We start from the raw sequence: 19,897 nt of genomic DNA, 5'->3' as shown, positions 1-19,897 counted from the left end.
GTAAAAAGTCAGATATTCTATATATTGTTCAATACCTGCTTTTTTTTTGACGAGTATCAAAATTTTTAAGACTTGAGACTAGCGTCATTGCTTGTAGTGCAAAGATGAAACGTTAGCCGAAATTTAAACAAGAAATAATCCACCTGCCTCCCCAGAACACCGCTGATGCAATTGCCAAAAGCCCTACGCCGGACTAAAATCGTCGCCACCATTGGCCCAGCAACTTCGGACCCACAAGTGCTGCGCCAGCTCATAGAAGCCGGTGCCACAACTTTGCGACTCAACTTTTCCCACGGAACAGAAGAAGACCACCAGCGCAGCATTCGCTTAATCCGGCAAACATCCTTTGAACTCAACCAGCCGGTTGCCATCCTCCAAGACCTCCAAGGCCCGAAAATTCGTTTAGGGCGCTTTGAGACAGGCTCTATAGTTGTCAAAAACGGCGATCCTTTCATTCTCACCAGCCGTCAGGTTCCAGGTACCGAACTCATTTCTTCCGTCACCTACGACCCCCTAGCAGACGAAGTTCCAGAGGGTTCAGTGATTCTGCTTGACGACGGCAAAGTGGAAATGCTGGTGGAAAAAGTAGACCGCGCGGCGCGGGAATTGTACTGCCGCGTGGTCGTCGGCGGGCCGCTTTCCAACAACAAAGGTGTGAATTTTCCGGGAGTTTACCTGTCAATTAAAGCGCTGACTGATAAAGACCGCAAAGATTTAATGTTCGGCCTCGACCAAGGTGTCGATTGGGTAGCCCTGAGCTTTGTGCGGAATCCCCAAGATGTGCTCGAAATTAAAGAGTTGATTGCCAGTGCTGGCAAGCAAGTACCGGTGATTGCCAAGATCGAAAAGCACGAGGCGATCGAACAAATGGAGGAAATTCTCACCCTTTGCAACGGGGTGATGGTCGCCCGCGGCGATTTGGGAGTAGAACTACCCGCCGAAGACGTGCCGATTTTGCAAAAGCGCCTGATTGCTACCTCCAACCGCCTGGGTATTCCGGTAATTACCGCTACCCAGATGCTCGACAGCATGGTCAACAATCCCCGTCCCACCCGCGCCGAAATTTCCGACGTGGCCAACGCGATTCTCGACGGAACTGATGCCGTGATGCTCTCGAATGAAACTGCTGTCGGCAAGTTCCCCGTCGAAGCGGTGGCGACGATGGCGAGAATTGCGGTGCGGATGGAGAAGGAAGGAATTAAACGGAATATTAGGAATGTAGAAGATATTGGTCGATCTATCCCCAACGGCATCAGCCAAGCAGTCAGCCAAATCTCCGAACAATTGAACGCGGCGGCGATCATGACGCTGACCAAAACCGGCGCTACAGCCCGAAATGTCTCCAAGTTCCGACCCAAAACTCCGATTTTGGCAGTTACTCCTCACGTAGACGTAGCCCGACAACTGCAATTAGTATGGGGAGTAAAACCCTTGCTGGTGTTGGATTTGCCCTCCACCGGCCAGACATTTCACTCTGCCATGACTGTCGCCCAGGAAAAAGAGTTAGTGTCCGACGGAGATTTAGTGGTGATGACCGCCGGTACTCTGCAAGGGGTTGCCGGATCGACGGATTTGATCAAAGTTGAAGTAGTGACAGCAGTTTTAGGCAAAGGCACCGGTGTCGGTTTGGGATCGGTGAGTGGCATGGCCAGGGTTGCTCGCACTGCTGCGGATGTAGGCAATTTCCACGCTGGAGAAATTTTGGTAGTCGAACACACAAGCGTCGCTTTTGTCGAGATGATTCGGAAAGCCGCAGGTGTGGTGACGGAGGAGGACAGTTTGACTTCTCACGCCGCGATTATCGGTTTGCGCTTGGGCGTGCCGGTGATGGTGGGCGTAAAGAATGCCACGCGCGTAATTCGGGACGGAACTATGCTGACGCTGGATATGCAGCGGGGTTTAGTTTATTCCGGGGCCAGAGGCGGCTCAACTGACGCGGAAGTGACCGTTTAACTGTTGGTGAGCTAGGAGTTGTGGAGTTTTGAATTAAATTCTACAACTCCTTGCTTTTTTCGCTTAGGTTGTGCTATAATTCAAAATTGTCTGTGCCGATGTAGCTCAGGGGTAGAGTATTCGATTCGTAATCGAACGGTCGTGGGTTCAAATCCCACCATCGGCTTTGGGTTTCAGCGATTTTTGTCTACGCTTTAGTCTATGAGTGAGATCAAACTGTGCTCAAAACGCAGTTTAACTGCTCAAAAATGCTCTCGGCAAAGTAGCCGAGAGCATTTTTATTTGCCCTAATTCCTTGTGTGGTGGAGATTGTGAATTTTTTAAATTCATATCGTTTCCGGTTGCATCGGAATAATAAAATCGAGTCAACATTTAACACTCAACCATTGAGTTTTTCGACCCGCCCGTCAACAGTCAACAGTCAACAGTTAACAGTCAACAGTCAATATTTTTTCTGGGAAGCATTGATCGAGAGAGGGCTTGCATTCCTGACTAGAAACATGACCTGGTATTAGTTCGGGGGCCGGGGGAGGCGAAAACTCAGGGGACTGAGGATTTGATTGAGAGTTCGCAGTTGTTCAGCAGTACCCAAACAAATCAGCATATCTCCTCCTTCGATCACAGTTTCTCCGGTAGGCCCGACAATCAAAGTCCCGCCAGCGCGCCGCACTGCTAAAACCAAGGCCCCCGATTGCGATCGCAACTTGGCATTTCTCAAAGTTTCCCCAACGTAGACACAACTATTGGGATCGACCAAAAATTCTTCCATGTAAAAAGAACTATCGGTGCCCGTCAAAACACCGTCTAAAAAATCCATAACTTGAGGCCGCAAAGCCGCCGCCGCCATGCGTTTTCCCCCGGTAATGTAGGGGGATACGACTGCATCGGCGCCGCCCCGCTGCAACTTCTTTACCGCTTCTTCTGTGGTGGCGCGGGCGATCGCCCGTACCTTCGGATTCAGAGTTTTCGCTGACATGACAGTGTATAAATTCTCGGCATCCGAAGGCAAAGCTGCTACTATGCAAATTGCGCGATCGATCCCCACACTCAGCAAAATTTCGTCCAAAGTCGCGTCTCCTTGGACAGCCGTGTACCCCAGTGCCAAAGCTGACTCAACCGAATGTACTGCCGAATCTATCACCACAAAAGAGATGTTTTCGGCCTGAAATTCCAAGGCAATTTGGCGGCCAGTACGCCCAAAACCGCAGAGAATGTAATGCCCGATCAAAGAATCTACCAATCGTCGCTGCTGCCTAATTCTTGCTCCTTCTTGAAAATATCCTTCAATCAGCGCTTCTGTAAAGCGGTTGACGATGAAACCAATCACAATCACACCCATCAAAATCAGGCATATGGTAAACATTCGCCCGCGTTTCCCGAGGGGCTGAAGTTCCCCGTAGCCGACAGTGGCTAGGGTAAAGACTGTCATGTAAGCGGCATCGAGCAAAGACCATTTTTCCACCAGGCAATACCAGAGAGTACCCGTGCAGAAAATGCCACCAAGAGCGATGACTCCATTTCTTAAGTCTTTTTGCAGGCGCTGGTACTTTTGTTCTAGAGTTGAATACACCGATCGGGCTGACCTATTACCTATTACCTGCTACCAATTTTAACGATATCAGCCCTAGACGCAGGGGCGGTCAAAAAGCCAGTTTCTGCCTAGATACTTTGCTGCCAAACTCAAGATTTTGACTCTTAACCCGGTTTTTTTTGCGTGAGTTCCGACTGAGTTCCAATCCCATCGCAGAGGTGGCGATTGTTTGGATTTGCGATCGGATTTGTCTGAAAATAATTGCGGGCTCCATCGCAACCCTGCAGCAACAAATCGTCTAGATTAAAATTCCACAGCATCACCGTACCGTCAGCACTAGCAGTAGCGATCGCTTTGCCGTCTGGACTAAAACTCGCACTCCAAACAGCATCCTTGTTACCTTTTAAAGTTTGGAGCAACGTACCGTCAATGTTCCACAGCCTCACCATTTTGTCTGTGCTTGCAGATAGCAACATTTGACTGTCGGGACTAAAGCTGATATTTGTCACTCCACTTGTATGCTTGAAAATACTTAGCGGTGTGCCGTCTTTGCTCCAAATTCTCGCAGTTCCTCCAGCACTTGCAGCGGCCAGCATTGCTCCGTCTGGACTGAAAGTTACACTCATAATTTTATCACTTTCCATCTGTAAAGTTCGGAGCAATTTGATATCGGTGCTGGCTTCTATTGACTGCTGTTTTTGCATTTTTTCCGCAAGCTTTCTCAAACTCCAAAGTTTAACAGTGCCATCAGTGGAAGCCCCAGCAATTATCTGACCGTCAGGGCTAAAACTGGCGCTGGTTATCCAACCTCGCTCAACTTTTAAACTTGACAATTCTTCCCCGTTTATTTTCCATAGTTTAACTGTTCCATTGGTACTTGCTGAAGCAATAATTTTACCATCTGGACTCAAAGAGACGCTTGTTATTTGACCGCTGTGTCCTTTTAAATCATGAAGCAATTCGCCATTTCTTTGCCAAATTTTGACAGTTTGATCGTCGCTGGCCGAGACAATGATCTGACCGCTAGAATTAAAAATTGCCCTTCTAATTTTATCAGTATGTCCGGTCAATGTTGCTTGCAAAGATCCATTAGTTTGCCAAAGCTTGATATAATTATCATCGGTAGCAGTCACAAGTGTTTGACTGTCGGGACTGAAACTTACGAAAGCGAGGGTACTCGCTTGACTCTGCAAGCGGCGGCGTTCCCGAAAGTTGTAAACTGCCTGTTCGAGGGCGATCGCCACTCGCATCTGAATATCTGAGCTGACTCCGAGCGATCGTTTCATTTCTGTAACAGCTCTGATGCTTTCTAGCAAAGCTTCTTCTTTTTTATCTGCGGCAAATAGCGTTTCTGATAGCAAACTGAGAGTGAGAATTTTGTTGTTTCTTTCTTCTATTGACGGTTTTACCCAAAAAGCTACTATCAGGATGGATATTAATAGGACTGCGGCTCCTGTAACTGTTTGCACTCTCAGTTGTTGCTCGCGCCAAAGTTTAACTGCAATCGCTTTTTTCTGCTTTTGTGCTTCGCTTAGTTCCTCTAGTAACTTTTTTTCGCGGCGCAGTTGTTCAATTTCAGTTTGAGTTTGTTTTTCGCGATCGCGCAATTTGGAAAATTCCGCTTCTTGACTCGCACCTAAAAATTGATAATCTTGGGTGCTCAAGCTTTTATTTGCCGCCCACTGTCGGGCATCTTCCAGTGCTTGACCGCGCAACAAGCGAGATTCGTCTTGACAATTTGTAGCTATCCATGCTGTTAGGGATTCGGCATAGGGGCGCAAGTCGCCGAGTGCTTTTTCTACCCAGTCATGGCTGAATATAGCTGCGTAAATGCGGTTGGATACGGTTAATTTTCCGGCTCGTTTTACTACTAATCCGCTCAGCCGCAATTCTGTTTGTTCGGGAGTATCATCCGCCCAGATTCCCCCACCCCCGCTTAACAACGGGAGTTCTGAAAATTGCTGATTTCCGCTGGGCCGCAATTCAGTTTGTTCGGGAGTATCATCGGCGCAGGTCCCCCCTGCCCCCCTTAACAATGGGGGTTCTGAAAGTGCCAATATTTTTTGATATAGCCCTAATAACCTACTGGCGCGGTGCTGACTTCTGAGAAGGCGATCGCGAATTGTTTTGATGTGTACTGGTTCATCGGACGATTCCCAATTATCAATAATATGTGATTGCACTATCTCGCTAATTAATAATTGATTTGTAGTAAAGTTTTCAGTTTTGCTTTCATCCGTTGAGTCTGATATAATAGAATCCGAATCTAAGCTTTTTACATGGTGCAGAATCAGCTTGCAAAGCTTTTGAGTAAGAAATGGCTGCCCTCCAGTCCAGTCCAAAATCTCTTTTAAAACCTCTTGAGGATTGTCTACTTTTCCCTCAAATCCCTTGGCTAAAGGCAGAGCTTCCTGTAAGTTAAAACCGTGCAATTCAATAGGTAAACCGATATTAAAGGGCGTGCGAGTTGCATCGCTAATTAAATCAGACGGCGTAGCTACTCCCAGCAAAGCAAATGTAATGCGCTGGTATTCTGAATTGTGAGCGCGTTTATTGTAGCAACATCTAATTAATGCAAAAAAATCGTCTAGCGGTTCTTGAAAACTCAGAACGCTATCAATTTCATCAATAAAAATGACCAGGTTTTGAGAAATTTTTACCAGCAGCAACTCTTCAATTAACTCTCCTAAGCGCTGCACCGGCGGCATCAACTCTCTCTCCCGCCACCAAGTCATAAACTCGACTGGGTTAAACAGGTTGAAGCTGCACAAGAGTTTGTAAGCGACGCCGCCGTACCACTTATCTAGAGAGACTTGCTGGTTGCCAATGTCCGAAAGGTCGATCGTAGCACAGGCAATCCCATCAGCCGAGAGTTTTTGTACAGTTCGCACTAGCAAACTGGATTTGCCCATTTGTCGAGAATTGAGCACGTAACAAAACTCTCCGGCTTTGAGTGCTTGATAAAGTTCTGAGTCAGCTTGTCGCACTACATAAGTAGGTGCATTTTGCGGGAGACTGCCGCCGATTTGATAGTGGTAATCGACTGTCATTATCTAGCCTCTAGTTAGATTAGTTTTTCAGTTCTATGGTGCCTGTAGCACAAGCAATTTTACCATTTTGATTGGTGGGTGCTGGTGGTTTAATTGTACCAGGAGAATCAGCTTTGCACAATATAGATATGGTCGCTATTTTATTTTTAGAAGCATTTGATTCAACTTGTGTAGCAGGAATTACAAACACACCACCGACATAGCTTTTAAGGTCTTTTTGTTTTGAAACTGCATAATTAAATGTTGCTGTTTTTGTGGTTAGTAGTGAATATTGGTAAGTTTTTGTCTCGGTTCTCAGGCCAATTCCTAACGCTTTAACAGAAGTTCTAAAAATACTTTTTTCTGCAAAATAGGCTTGTTGACATTGGTTTATTGAGCTAACAGACTCGTAGGCTTCCGATTCCTTTACGATCCTAACCCTAGTCAGAAATAATCGCACAGGGAACGAAACAATTACTCCAAGCCCGATTACAACTAATAAGCGTCCCCAACCATCAAGTGAAATGCTAGTTGATTTATAATTTTGTTGACTCATTGTTTTGTATTTTCTCTATTTGTTGTAAAGACTTTAGTCCGGTAAATCTCAATTGAAGGCCGATTTGATATTGTAAGCGACTGTCATTATATTGCGTATAGTTAGATTATTCGGACCATTGTTTTGTGCCTTGACCACAAGCAACTTTACCATTTTCATAGGTGGGTTCCGCTGGTTTAATTGTACCGGGAAAATCAGCTACGCACCATATTGACGTTGTAGTTATTTCCTCTTTAGCAGCATTTGGCTCAAAGTTTTTAGCAGGAACCACAAAAACACCACCGACATAACTTTTGGACTTGTTTCCCTTTGCTACTGCATAATTAAATGCTGCTTTCTTAGTGGCACGAATTGAATACTTGAAATGTGTTGTCTCTGTTTCAATGCCAATTCCCAAAGCCTTAACAGAACTGGAAAAAGCATTTTTTTCTGCAAAATAGGCTTGCTGACCTCGGTTCACTGAGCTAACATACTGTTGCGCTTGAAATGTCATATAGGATGTCATATACTCATCATGCGCGCTATCACCCAGAAATGTTGGCAGAGCGATCGCACCAATTGCTCCAATGCCCATTAAAAGCAATAAGCATCCGCAACCATTAGGTGAAAGGCTAGCTGATTTAGAATCTTGTTGACTCATAGTTTTGTATCCTCCCTGTTTGTAGTAAAGACTTTACTCCGGTAAATCTCAATTGAAGGCCGATTTAATATTGGTAATCGACTGTTATTATATTGCGTATAGTTAGATTATTTTGGCACTTTTGTTGTGCCTTGACCACAAGCAATTTTACCATTTTCATAGGTGGGTTCCGCTGGTTTAATTGTACCGGGAGAATCAGCTTTGCAGAATATGGATATTGTTGTTATTCCATCTTTAGCAGCATTTGGCTCAAATTCTTTAACAGGAACTAGAAAGACACCGCCGACATAACTCTTAAGTTGTGGTTGCTTGGAGACTCCATAATTAAAAGCAGTTTGCTTTGTGGCGCGAACTGAATACTTGTAATTTGTTGTCTCCGTTTTTATCCCAAGTTCCAAAGCATTAACAGAACTGGAAAAAACACTTTTTTCGGCAAAATCTGCTTGCTGAGCTTTGTTCATTGAGCTAACATACTGTTTTGCTTCCGACTGCTTGCTTCTATTGGTATTATTTAGATAAAATGGCAGAGCTATCCCATTAATTACTCCAATACCGGTTATAAGTAATAAGCATCCGCAACCGCGACAAGCTGCATTGCGAACTATTGATTCTTGATTTTTAGTCATGGTGTTGTCTCCTTAAATTGTATATACAAGGCGAATTAAATTCGGCGAGGCCGAGCCTCTGGAACTGCGTTACCAGGAAGAGCCTGGTAACGAGGAAAACGAGGAAATACTAATCTCTAAGCTCGCAGCTTTTGTACTTCTTTCCGGTCAATGGATGTCGGCTGAACAACTTTACTGCCGATCGCAAAATCGCGCAATTCCACTCTCGTAAACTTCACACCCCAAGGATCTGTCGCTGTATCCAACTCCTCTACTAAAGCATTATTGATTTCATGGCGAGCCGTGTAAAGTTCCTCCATAGATAATGTCGCAATGTGAGTCCGAATCGAAAGAATCAGCATATTTAACATCGCTTCCTTGAGATTCTGCACTTTGTAGGAAGCTTTTTCTAAGTCAATTATTCGCCAGTAAACAATAAACTCAACGGTGATGGCAAGGCGATCGCGCGTCATGCATGGTTGCGGTGGCAAGTTTAAAATTTGCTCGCGCAGAGTTTGTTTATAGGCGACTGTTTCGACAAAAGGAATCAGAAATGTCAAACCAGGTTCGAGTTTCTTGCGATCGTACTTTCCAAAAATTTCAACTAAAGCCTCATCTCCTTGACGAACGATTTTGACGCTGCTGGCTAAGGATACTCCGGTGATTGCAAACAACACCATCAAAAAATACTGATACATAATGAATCTCCTGGTAAATAGTTGACAGTTGACAGTTGACAGTTGACAGTTGATAGTTGATAGGGATTTCTTAGTCTCTTAGAGAGGGACTTTGTTTGGCAAGAAGCGATTTCAATCGCCGAGTCATAAAAGAGCTAACTCAGATTTAGCTGTTGAGGTGAATTAATCTGTCAGGTACAACAACCAGCGTGTTTCCTTCGCGGCGCAAAACGTAAACTTTTTGTCTGGGTGCGATCGCCCCTTGGGAATCTTCATTGCGAGCTTTCCACGAAGCCCCTTCATAAATCACCATTCCGGTTTCTCCGGGAAAAATTTCGGAGATTGTTGTCGCTTCGGTTGCTTCGGGAATCACAAACTTTTTGCGGACAATAAAAATTGGTCGAATCCAGATGCTCAGCGCGAGGGCTATCCCCATCCAGTAGAAAATCTGCCAGTCAAAATCTTCATACATTATGTTCGCCCAACTAAACTGAAATGCTACAGATCCTCTCCACAAAATAAAGGATTCAATTAAAGCAGAAGCTCCCATCATTAGCAGGTAAAATCTGTATTTTTGGGGCTGAGTTTTGATGATTAATAGCTCGATCGCACTAAGCACAACTCCGAGCAGCAGCCAGAATAGGGGCGGGGTGAAGGCGAAACCGGGTTGATTAGTGGCTGAGGCCAGCGACCAAATTAGGATAGAATGCACAATGCTTTTACCTCGTTGCGATGTAGCTCAACCTTGTTATTTCTAATCTAATCAGGTGGCTATTTGAGTTGGCGACTGAGTTATTGGAAAAATCATCGACTTTTCATCGACTTTTCATCGACTTTAGGGACGGTTGGCATTTATGATGGTTTCAGTGTTTTGATTGTGATAAGCAATGCCACGATCGCTAAGGGTGCGCGAAGAGTGCATTCGCGCAGTTAAATCCTGTCTCCTGAGAAATGGCTTTCCCAGTCAGAAAATCCTGGCTGAGGATTTAGGGATGGCGCAATCTACTGTCAGCCATTTTCTGAATGGCAAACCTGTGGATTATGCCAATTTCATCGAAATTTGTCGCGGATTGGGCCAGGAATGGCGCGATATAGCCGATTTTGACGCGAATTCAGAGCCAGAGGAGGTAGTGCTGGTGAGGGCAAAAGTGGCGATCGTCTTCGAGGGCTTTCCTTCGGATCGCTTCGCTAACGCCAACCATCGATCGACCTCAAACACTACCCTTTCTCAGCAGTTACACCAAGCTTTGAGTGCGGGAGGCCACGAAGTCTTTTTTATTAACAACAGCAGCGACTCAGCCTCATATTTAAAGCGTTGCGATTATTTGGTGTTGCTGATTTCCCAAGAATCGGCCGCGAGCGAAATGATATTGGAACAACTGCAGCTAGCCAAAGAATTGCACAATTCAACGGCTCATAAACCCGCCATCTTACCGATTTTACTTGAATTAAATACACCGCTTTCTTTTGATTTACTGAGCTATTTAGCAGGAATACAGCCCTGGCTGTGGCGCGGTGTTGGCGACTCATTTAAGTTATTATCACAAATTTTAACGATTATCAAAGAAGGTCGCACATCGTTAACTGCCGACCATGAATTAGCTGTAGAATGGAAAGTAATTACTAGCACCAAACAGTCAATAATTCAACCTCTGCCAGCAGCGCCGCCTGAATTGCCGGGAGGACAAGTTGAAATAGCTTCTCGTTTTTATATCGATCGCCCTCCGATAGAATCCCGCTGTTACGAGACGATCGCCCAACTGGGAGCACTGATCCGCATAAAAGCACCCAGACAAATGGGCAAAACTTCCTTGATGGCGAGGATTTTGCATCATGCAGAACAGCAAGGTTCTCGCACGGTAGCGCTGAGTTTTCAGCTAGCCAATAGGAAAATCTTCGCTAATTCAGATACATTTTTGCAGTGGTTTTGTGCTAGCATCGGTCAAGAGTTAGGAATGCTGGAGCAGTTGCCCAAGTGTTGGGAATTGGCGGATTTGATTGGCAGCAATCAGTGCTGCAAGGCTTATTTTGAACAGTATTTGCTGTCAGAATCCTCAAAACCTCTGACGTTAGGCTTGGATGAGAGCGATCGCCTGTTTGAATCGCCGGAAATTGCTGATGATTTTTTTGGCTTATTGCGAGCTTTGCATGAAGAAGCAAAACGGCGCGATATTTGGAAAAAGTTTCGTTTGATTGTGGTGCATTCGACGGAAGTTTATATCCCGCTGGATGTGAATAAATCGCCGTTTAATGTGGGTTTACCGATTGAATTGCCAGAGTTTAATTCTCAGCAAGTGCAAGACTTGGCAAAGCGGCACGGATTGAATTGGAGTGGGAATGAAGTTGGAGACTTGATGGGGTTAGTGGGCGGAAATCCTTATTTAGTGCGGCTAGGAATGTATCATATTTCACGTCAAGATGTGACTTTAGATCGGTTAGTGAAAGAATCTGCAACTGAAGCGGGAATTTACAGCGATCATTTGCGGCGACATTTATGGAATTTAGAGAAATATTCGGAATTAATGGAGGCGATGAGAGAGATTGTGAGTGTTTCCCAGCCAGTTAGAGTGAGGTCAGAATTGGGGTTTAAGTTAAATAGTATGGGGTTGGTGAAATTGGATGGAAATCATTGCATTCCGAGATGTCGGTTGTATCAGGAGTATTTTGGCGATCGGCTAAATGGCAAATAATATGGAATTATTAAACCGCGAAGATGCTAAGGACACGAAGGAAGAACCCCCCCACCCCTAGGGCAGTTTCATTATCAGAAAAACCAGGATTTTGTAGGGGTAGTGCCCCCGTGCCTACCCCTCCCCAGCGACGCGATCCATTGGCATTGCAGCGATAGAGCACGGACACGGAGGCACCGCCCTACGAAAAATGAAACCGCCCTGCCCCTTGGGGGAAATGAGGGAGAAAAGAAGTAGATAGTTTTCTGCCGGGAACGGAGTAATGAAAAGTCGATGAGAAGTCGATGAGAACTCACTCAACTTCTCAAATAGGCACGTGATTTAATAGAAATAGAGTAGAAGCAAGGCGCAGTAGGTGAGGTTTGCAAGCCCCACCGCACTCAATGGACTGGATGAAAACGACGCTAAAAATAACTTGCTTGTTTTTCTTGGCATCGACTGTTCGATTAGGCGATATTAGACAAGCTACCCGTGCACTCGCTGTTTGACTCTAGAATCCCCATGTGTTTACGCTGGGGAGTAGGTCAATCACTTGAAAACTACTCTGCTAACACATTTGGACAACTACCATGCAGCTTAAAAAAAATCCTCAACTCGATGCACTCAACAAACAAGCAGTATCGAGAACAACCATGCAGCTTAAGACAAACCCTCAACTCGATGCACTCGATAAAAAAGCGGAATCTTCAGAAAAAAATATTCTCCCTGACAAAAAACGTAAATCATGGGTAGGAATCTTACTGAGGATCACTTTTATTTACTTTCCTCTGGGCAGCATAATAGTTGGTGCGATCGCCCTCCCTTCTTTTGTCGGTTGTGGTGGCAAGGCGAAGCAATCAGAAGGTAAACAATATGTTAGCTCAATGAACAAAGGTCAACAAGCAATATACGCCGAGGAGGGCGCATTTTCCAATTCCGTTAATGCCCTAGGCCTCGGCATTAAAACTCAGACAACCAACTATAACTATTCAACCATATCTACCAAAAATGCTGCGTTTAGTTATGGTCTAGCCCGCAGCAATAATCTTACTAGCTATGTCGGGGCTGTATTTTTAGTACCTGTTTCCCAAGCAGCTAACAAAGGGAAGACTACTGTATCCATTCTGTGTGGAGCAAATTCTCCTGGAAATACCCAACCGCCTGCTCCTATCCTTCAGAATGGTAATCCTGTCTGCGCTACTGGTAGTAGCGACGTGCTTAAGTAAATATCGACATTAATCAGAATCTCATGTTACCTGAAATTGTCAAAGGCTTTATCGTCTTAGCTTGCATCTTCATTCCCCTCGAAAGAATCTTTTCCTTGCACAAGCAAAAGATATTCCGTCTCGGATGGGCAACCGATGCCACATATTTTTTTACAGGTCACTTTATTGGCAGATCAGGCGCTATTGTTGTGACTGTATTTGTGTCGCTGATAACTAATTTACTCAACCCGGAATTGCAAATCAAAGTAGCATCTCAACCTGTCTGGTTGCAGTTGGCCGAAGCAGTTATCGTTTCAGATATGGCATATTATATTGCTCACAGACTACTGCATGAAGTACCCTGGCTTTGGCAATTCCATGCAGTCCATCACAGCATTGAACACATGGATTGGTTAGCAGCAGTGCGGGTGCATCCCTGTGAGCAACTCTTTACTCAGATTTGCAAAATTATGCCTCTTTACTGGTTGGGATTTACCAAGGAGAGTTTAGTGGTTTATGCTCTTTACTCGGCGGCGATCGCGTTTTTAATTCATTCTAATATTAAATTAAAATTTGGTAGCTTAAAATGGTTCGTAGCAACCCCACAATTTCATCACTGGCATCACAGTAAAATTCCCGGAATAAACAACAAAAACTTTGCTGTTCAGTTGCCACTGTTAGATTTGCTATTTGGCACTATCTATATGCCAGCAAAAAAAATGCCTCATAAATATGGAATCTCGGATTCTATACCTGCTGGATATGTCGGACAAATGTTCTATCCATTTTCAAGGATGATGAAAAATGCTAGATAAAAATGCAAAACCAGGTATTAATCGCTATTCTCGCCTTTTGCTGGCAATTATGGGTTTTGGCTTGACGAGTGTTGCTTCTGTGGGTGCAGTTGCCCTATTTCATCACATGGACATCCTAACTTTTATCGCCAGTTTAAATACGAAACAAGTAACTGTTGCTCAATTGCAGCAGGGTAAGTTGAAACCAGTGATTTTGATCGATGTGCGATCGCCCGAAGAATACGCGGAAGATCGCATCGGTGAAAGTCCGCTGGTTCCCCTAACTGATATTGAGTTAGGGTTCGGTGTCAAGCAGGTGCAATCCATTGTCAAAGCAAGGGTTAAATCAGATCGACCTCAGCCGATAATTGTACTTTATTGTGCCAGAGGAGGGCGATCGGTTAAAGCATACAAACAGTTGGAAAAACTCGCTCGGTATTCCCAAGAATATGCGGGAAATGAGACTAATAAGATTAAGGATATTAGTCTGAATGTTGTTGTCCTTTCAGGAGGTATCAAAGCGTGGCGGCAAGCAGTGCCGGCTCAAAAAGATGCCCAGATATTAGCTCCAATTACTTTGGGGAGTTTGATAAAGTCTCCGTCAGTCACCCTGCTTTCGGAATGAATCGGGGCAGTTGTGACTAAATTGATTTCTGTCAAATCTCTATCAATGGAAGGGTGTATACGGCTGACTGATTCGCTATGTTGAAAGTAATTAGCCAGAATCCTCAGCAATCTGCAACGGTTGGCTGTTTGGGCAGGCAGCACAATAATCAAAGTCATAATTAAGTTGATTCCATGCAAAACACGGCAGATTTACTCCCCAAAATAGACTCGCCGAGTCTTCCCAAAAAGCAACCCGCACCCCCAAATTACGAAGCAGCCGATCGGCAATTTGTCAATTTGCTAGAAGTCGAGGATTTAGACAAGACGGTGGCGGCAAAACCGTTACTTGTCAGCGATTTTGAAAGCGCGATCGCCTATGCAATTCAAGCAGCTTACCAACAGCAACCGGGCGATGAGGCCGCTCACCGCTTCTTGCAGCGCGTACTTTACCGTATCAACCGCCTCAACTTGTTTTGGTACGACGATTTGCGCCGCTACAATAACGAACGATCGCACTATTTGCGTTCCGTGCGCGATCGCATAGAGGAACCTTGGCAGCAGTGGGAACTGGCGCAAATCGACGTTGCAGCGCTGCAAAAATTGCCGGATGTCAAGCAAGCCCTGCGCGATCGCGCGGCCGCCGATGTCGATCCTCCTTTGAACGAGAGCGATCGCTATTTGCGGGAACACATGACTGAAGAGGGATACAAACACCTGCTGGCGATCGCCTCTTTCGACGGTTTAGTTGAAGCCAGCCGCCTTTCTCGCATCCTCGGCGGTGCCGGCAACGAAATTCAGTGTACCCTTACCCGAGTGCTGATGGAAGAATACGGCGGCGGTCGCCTCCCCCGCAAGCACTCGACCTTTTTTGCTCAGATGCTGGCTGAATTCGATATGAGTACAGAACCAGAATCGTACTTCGATTTAGTGCCTTGGGAAGTGCTCGCAAGCATTAATCACAACTTTCTGCTGACGGAACGCAAGCGCCATTTTCTGCGCTACAACGGCGGACTCACTTATTTTGAGGTGGCGGGACCCGTCGCTTACCGCAATTATCTAGCCGCCGCCCAGCGTTTGGGTCTGTCGCAGGCTGCTATGGGTTATTGGGAACTGCACATCAAAGAAGACGAGCGTCACGGCCGCTGGATGTTGGATGAAGTGGCGATCCCGCTGGTTGATAGATACCCGCAGGACGCTTGGGAGCTGGTGTTGGGGTACGATCAGGAGAAGTCGATCGGCGATCGGGCTGGGGCTGCTGTGGTGCGATCGATCCAAGCCACAGAACACAATTAACAGCTATATCGTAGGGTGGGTCAGAGACTGATGCACCCTAGATTTTGCACCGTTCTCAATAAGCTTTTGAGGAACAGGCAAGATGCCTGTTCCACAAAGAGTTTATTTCTTGTGGAACAGGCATCTTGCCTGTTGCTGACAATCTTGCCTGTTGCTGACAATGGTGCAACATCTCAGAGGCAGCCTACCAGCGCTCTATTTTAAAATGCTGTCATTAACTGAATGAGCTCGATCGACAAATCTCTTTGCGACTTTTGGTGCTTCTTAAACAAAACTCCAGCCAACAGATAGATGTTTTCCGAATAAAAAGCCATTCCCTGTTCTCTGAGAGTGGCGATCGCGCTTTTCACTTTGGGTTCCGAACTATAATAGCCAAAAGTTAAAGGTGCAATTTCAAAATTCGCAACCGAGTAGCCTCGATCCAAGGCATAATCTATCAAACCCACAGGATTAGAATAGCTAGAAACCATCAGCAAAACTTCATCGCAGCCCAAAGATAAAAGTTTCTTAGCAATTGTCGAGCCATCACTCCCACCGTGCAACAGCGGCTGGTAAATCTTATCATCCACCGCCGGCAAGTAAGGCGGATTTGAGATTACACAATCCGCCGACTCGTATAAAGGCGAATCAAAAAAAGAGCAATTGTTGACAGTATACTTTTCGCTCAGTTGATATTCCTTAATTTGAGACTGAGCAATTTTCCAAGCTACATTATTTAGCTCAAATCCCTGTATTGTCCCATCAAAATCACTTCTCAGCAAAGACTTAATAACTGGACTTCCCTCTCCTGAACCAAACTCTACGATAATTCGAGAATTGTCACTAGCATTTAACACTAAACTTTCCAAGCAGTGCGCGTAAAAATCCGATTCTTCCGGGCAGTGGAATACCTGTTTCAGAGGATGGGATGAAGTGAGCATAAATTCTGTAACAAAGTTGACTATTTTAAAAGTATCGAATAACTAATATTCCAGCAATCTGTCGCAAGAGCTATTTTATCAAATTCTGCAATCTCTCTTCCTATTTTATCTCGTGGGATAGAAGAACTCTTACTGCCGACAGATTATCAAATTAACTATATTAATCCGATTGACAGATTGCAATTATAGCGATTGCTGGTGAGATAGTACCTAAGCAAATGATGGTAAATTTTAATATTTTCAGGTATGACCTTTTTTAATTATTCAGTTCCGCCTCTGCGCCGGAAACAGCTTAACATCGAGGTTCAGGATTTAGAAGGGCTTTGGCAGGTTCACTTTCCCCTTGGCAAAGATAGATTTTATTCACAATTTTATACTTGTCTCGATCGAACTTGCTTGCTTTGGAGCTTGCTGTTAATACCCATCTTCGGCACAGCACAATTTTTTTCTGTGAGTTGGATGCTGCAAGCAGGTTTGTGGTCAGTGCTCAGCCTCGTAGGTACAGCAGCCATGGTAAGCATGACACACTCTTGGGTCAAAATAGAACGCCTGGCTTGGGTGCTTTACGGTTGGGTAATACTAATGTTATTAGGATTGCTGCTGACCGATTTAGCAATTTTTCTGCGTTGGGGAAAAGTGTTGGCGAATCTCTGTCCCCTGTGGTTGGGAATGAGCGGAATAGGGTATTTGGGGACTGGATTTGCAGTGCGATCGCGCGCGCTTTTAGCAGCAAGTTTATTTCACCTGTTGGGTATTTTGATTGTGCCTTACACCGAGGGTTGGTCTTTCCTATTTACGGGAACCGTAATGGTATTTAGCTTGCTCGTTTTAGCCGAATTGCAATGGGATATGCACCAGCCGATTAACAAACTGCATTAGCTTCTGTACCACCGCGATTCCAACAGGTATCAAGGTAAAGCATTAACCACAAGTGATGAGTACATTGCTAATGACTGATGATATCATGCCCGCTAGAATAACGTCACTACAATTGGTTGATAGTGAGGAGTCTTCGTTCTCATCAAAATTTGAGGAATGAAGCCCTCACTAAACAAGGGATAGGGGTTATGTTAGCGGACACGATATTACTAATGGCTGATAACTAATTGCCACCAGACTGTACAGATTTGCGAGTTTGGTTAGTATCGTCGCCCTTGTGATGCCACGTGCCACCTTCGCCTTGAACGTATTCAGATTTTACGCTGTTCCAAGCAACGCTAGCAGCACCATCGGCGCTCATTCCATCTTCGCTAGCGCTCTTAAAAGCCGCCTGAAAAATTTGTTTCGCCCCTTGGGGGAGTTCTTGTGCTTCTGAAGGTAAGGTATCAAATTGTTGTTCTGGCATAATGACCTCTAATTATTAAACATAATTTTAATGTTATATACATGAAGCAACTACTTTCCTCTCTCTAAAAGCAAGTTTTAAACCGCTTTTTTATCATTCCCCAGACAGATGTAATATTAAAATTTTTCTGAATGGCGAAGGGAAGTGACTTGCCGTTGCTGGTTGGCCCGGATTTGGGGAATTTATTTTCTGAAACAGTCATTAATCTGATTTCGGCTTTTTCACTTGCGAATGTAGAAAAAGCGATGAACATTAGATAGCCATTCTGGCAATAATTCGATACAGCATACTTGATGTCTGCTTGTGAAATGTGTTAGGGAATAAGCGCTATCTGGCATAGTGTGGGCTTTACTATATCAGAGTTTAGCCGATCGCACTCTCAAGCAATTCTGACGAGTGCGCCGCCGCTGGTTAATGTAATCTCGTGCGGGTTCGACTTGGATAGCCCTCAGTTCGCCTTCCTATTTTAGGCTAGTCAAAATCCAGTCCAAAGCCCTGCTGTTGCGCCGTCGCAGGTGTTTTGGCGAATCAAAACGGTCGATCGGGCGTTTTGAGATAATTTAGTTTCGGGGAAAGTTTGAGCGGTATTCTGTCAGCGCCCAAATTGCCAGCAGCAAGTTAAGCAAAAATAGCGCTCAAAAAAATTTTAAACTAACTCCTATGGCGTAGGCCCAACCCAAAATTGACGGTGAGAAAATCAATAATTTCTCTCTCAAAGCACCAGCCGCCGGAGAAAATTTATAGGAACAACCGCGCGCTTTTCTCAGAAACCCGGTTGATGCGTATATGTCTCGTTACTCAACCCAAAATTTTTCAGATCAACCCGCTTTTTATCCCCCGTACACAAATTTTGATTGAGCTAGTCGGCCGCTCAATCAAATTTCATCCACCACCTGAAATAAAAAGCCATTTTGTCAAATATTCCTAAAGATGAATGGCGAACTTGAACGATACCTAATAGCTTATAAACTGTTAACGCGGCGGTCTAATTTTTCCGTGGGAAACAATCCAGGAAACGGGACTAAATATGCTCCCTTACCTTCATTATTCCGCAGCGAAGGTTAGAAAATTTGCACGTTACGCTGTCAATTTGACCCTGCGGTTTTGGCATCACAAGCGATCGCAGCACTCTATGCAAAAGCAAGCATTACCATGAAATCTTCTAAATTGTTGAAAGTTGTTTTAGCAAGCGCTTGTACTTTAGGTTTAGCAACGGTTTCCTTAGCAGTGCCTGCTTCAGCCCAGTCGGGCGGTGCTGGCGGCGGTGCTGGTGGCGGTTCTGGCACAGGTACAAGCGGTACAAGCACCGGTACAACTGGCACGGGTACAAGCGGTACAACGGGTACGACTGGCACGGATACAAGCGGTACAAGCGGTACGAGTGGCATCGGTACAAGCGGTACAAGCGGTACAACGGGTACGACTGGCACCGATACAACCGGTACAACGGGTACGACTGGCACCGATACAACCGGTACAACGGGTACAACTGGTACGAGTGGCACCGATACAACCGGTACAAGCGGTACAACGGGTACGAGTGGCACCGATACAACCGGTACAAGCGGTACGACTGGCACCGATACAACCGGTACAAGCGGTACAACGGGTACGACTGGCACGGGTACAAGCGGTACAACGGGTACGACTGGCACGGGTACAAGCGGTACAACCGATACCACTGGCACCGGCACAAGCGGTACAAGCGGTACAAGCGGTACGACTGGCACGGGTACAACGGGTACAACTGGTACAACTGGTACGACTGGCACGGGTACAAGCGGTACAACCGGTACAACAGGCACCGGCACAACGGGTACAACCGGTACAACAGGCACCGGCACAACGGGTACAACCGGTACAACCGATACCACATCGACGCCGGCTGATACTAATTCTGGAGTTTTGAGTGCTCGGCGCGATAGCCCCAACAATTTTGGGTGGCTGGGTGCCTTGGGCGCCTTTGGTTTGATCAACTTGTTTCGGAAAGGCAGTACACCTTCCCATCGGTAGTTTCGGGCGATTCCCTACAGGATAGCTTCGCTTCACGTACTTTTGAAAACAACTTAGAGGC

At 45.4% G+C, this 19,897-nt stretch carries 17 protein-coding genes and 1 tRNA gene; 9 read left to right on the top strand and 9 right to left on the bottom strand.

Annotated features, from left to right (window positions below; genetic code table 11):
- The first annotated feature begins 165 nt into the window (after nt 1–165).
- Both pyk and QUB25_RS05790 read left to right on the top strand, forming a co-directional pair.
- The gene (gene pyk, locus QUB25_RS05795; protein WP_333182344.1) at nt 166–1,953 is read left to right on the top strand and encodes a pyruvate kinase; all 1,788 of its coding nucleotides are present in this window, start codon (nt 166–168) and stop codon (nt 1,951–1,953) included.
- A 94-nt stretch (nt 1,954–2,047) separates the two neighbouring features.
- Nucleotides 2,048–2,119: transfer RNA gene (locus QUB25_RS05790), tRNA-Thr, on the top strand.
- A 345-nt stretch (nt 2,120–2,464) separates the two neighbouring features.
- Here QUB25_RS05790 and QUB25_RS05785 read toward each other — a convergent pair.
- The 7 genes from QUB25_RS05785 to QUB25_RS05755 form a co-directional block, all read right to left on the bottom strand.
- Nucleotides 2,465–3,523: a potassium channel protein gene (locus tag QUB25_RS05785; protein WP_333060689.1), complete on the bottom strand. Its 1,059-nt coding sequence runs from the start codon at nt 3,521–3,523 to the stop codon at nt 2,465–2,467.
- A gap of 125 nt (nt 3,524–3,648) precedes the next feature.
- Nucleotides 3,649–6,534 carry an AAA-like domain-containing protein gene (locus QUB25_RS05780; protein WP_333060687.1) on the bottom strand — a complete coding sequence of 962 codons (2,886 nt, stop codon included), beginning with the start codon at nt 6,532–6,534 and terminating at the stop codon, nt 3,649–3,651.
- A 19-nt stretch (nt 6,535–6,553) separates the two neighbouring features.
- The gene (locus tag QUB25_RS05775; protein WP_333182343.1) at nt 6,554–7,069 is read right to left on the bottom strand and encodes a type IV pilin-like G/H family protein; all 516 of its coding nucleotides are present in this window, start codon (nt 7,067–7,069) and stop codon (nt 6,554–6,556) included.
- A gap of 106 nt (nt 7,070–7,175) precedes the next feature.
- Entirely contained in the window at nt 7,176–7,709 is a 534-nt protein-coding gene (locus QUB25_RS05770; protein WP_333182342.1) for a type IV pilin-like G/H family protein, read from the bottom strand.
- Nucleotides 7,710–7,816: 107 nt separating this feature from the next.
- Nucleotides 7,817–8,335, bottom strand: a complete 519-nt coding sequence (locus QUB25_RS05765; protein ID WP_333182341.1) for a type IV pilin-like G/H family protein — start codon at nt 8,333–8,335, stop codon at nt 7,817–7,819.
- Between the two features lie 116 nt (nt 8,336–8,451).
- Complete coding sequence (locus tag QUB25_RS05760; protein ID WP_006633489.1) at nt 8,452–9,012, bottom strand: paraslipin; 561 nt, start codon at nt 9,010–9,012, stop codon at nt 8,452–8,454.
- Between the two features lie 145 nt (nt 9,013–9,157).
- Entirely contained in the window at nt 9,158–9,703 is a 546-nt protein-coding gene (locus QUB25_RS05755) for an NfeD family protein (protein ID WP_333182340.1), read from the bottom strand.
- Nucleotides 9,704–9,878: 175 nt separating this feature from the next.
- Between QUB25_RS05755 and QUB25_RS05750 the strand changes: the two genes are divergently transcribed.
- The 5 genes from QUB25_RS05750 to QUB25_RS05730 all read left to right on the top strand — a co-directional run bounded on the left by QUB25_RS05750 (nt 9,879) and on the right by QUB25_RS05730 (nt 15,558).
- Nucleotides 9,879–11,681, top strand: a complete 1,803-nt coding sequence (locus QUB25_RS05750; RefSeq protein WP_333182339.1) for an AAA-like domain-containing protein — start codon at nt 9,879–9,881, stop codon at nt 11,679–11,681.
- A 569-nt stretch (nt 11,682–12,250) separates the two neighbouring features.
- Complete coding sequence (locus QUB25_RS05745; protein WP_333182338.1) at nt 12,251–12,886, top strand: type IV pilin-like G/H family protein; 636 nt, start codon at nt 12,251–12,253, stop codon at nt 12,884–12,886.
- 23 nt (nt 12,887–12,909) lie between these two features.
- The gene (locus QUB25_RS05740) at nt 12,910–13,680 is read left to right on the top strand and encodes a sterol desaturase family protein (RefSeq protein WP_333182337.1); all 771 of its coding nucleotides are present in this window, start codon (nt 12,910–12,912) and stop codon (nt 13,678–13,680) included.
- Nucleotides 13,670–14,284, top strand: coding sequence for a rhodanese-like domain-containing protein (locus tag QUB25_RS05735; protein WP_333182336.1), 615 nt, complete (start codon nt 13,670–13,672; stop codon nt 14,282–14,284). The genes QUB25_RS05740 and QUB25_RS05735 overlap by 11 nt, the downstream gene beginning before the upstream one ends.
- Nucleotides 14,285–14,457: 173 nt before the next feature.
- The gene (locus tag QUB25_RS05730; protein WP_333182335.1) at nt 14,458–15,558 is read left to right on the top strand and encodes an iron-containing redox enzyme family protein; all 1,101 of its coding nucleotides are present in this window, start codon (nt 14,458–14,460) and stop codon (nt 15,556–15,558) included.
- Between the two features lie 200 nt (nt 15,559–15,758).
- Here the strand turns inward: QUB25_RS05730 and QUB25_RS05725 are convergent, their stop codons facing one another.
- A complete protein-coding gene (locus tag QUB25_RS05725) occupies nt 15,759–16,478 on the bottom strand; it encodes an SAM-dependent methyltransferase (protein WP_333182334.1) in 720 nt (239 codons plus the stop codon).
- Nucleotides 16,479–16,724: 246 nt separating this feature from the next.
- On the opposite strand from QUB25_RS05725, the gene QUB25_RS05720 reads away from it, so the two are divergent.
- On the top strand, nt 16,725–17,357 hold the full coding sequence (locus tag QUB25_RS05720; protein ID WP_333182333.1) for a hypothetical protein: 633 nt from the start codon (nt 16,725–16,727) through the stop codon (nt 17,355–17,357).
- Between the two features lie 223 nt (nt 17,358–17,580).
- Here the strand turns inward: QUB25_RS05720 and QUB25_RS05715 are convergent, their stop codons facing one another.
- Entirely contained in the window at nt 17,581–17,823 is a 243-nt protein-coding gene (locus tag QUB25_RS05715) for a ChaB family protein (protein ID WP_333037413.1), read from the bottom strand.
- A gap of 1,152 nt (nt 17,824–18,975) precedes the next feature.
- Between QUB25_RS05715 and QUB25_RS05710 the strand changes: the two genes are divergently transcribed.
- Nucleotides 18,976–19,836, top strand: a complete 861-nt coding sequence (locus QUB25_RS05710; RefSeq protein ID WP_333182332.1) for a hypothetical protein — start codon at nt 18,976–18,978, stop codon at nt 19,834–19,836.
- The last annotated feature ends 61 nt before the right edge of the window (nt 19,837–19,897 follow it).

This window comes from Microcoleus sp. B3-D7 (assembly GCF_036705305.1).
Taxonomy (GTDB): domain Bacteria; phylum Cyanobacteriota; class Cyanobacteriia; order Cyanobacteriales; family Microcoleaceae; genus Microcoleus.
This window is presented reverse-complemented; position numbering and strand designations above follow the sequence as displayed.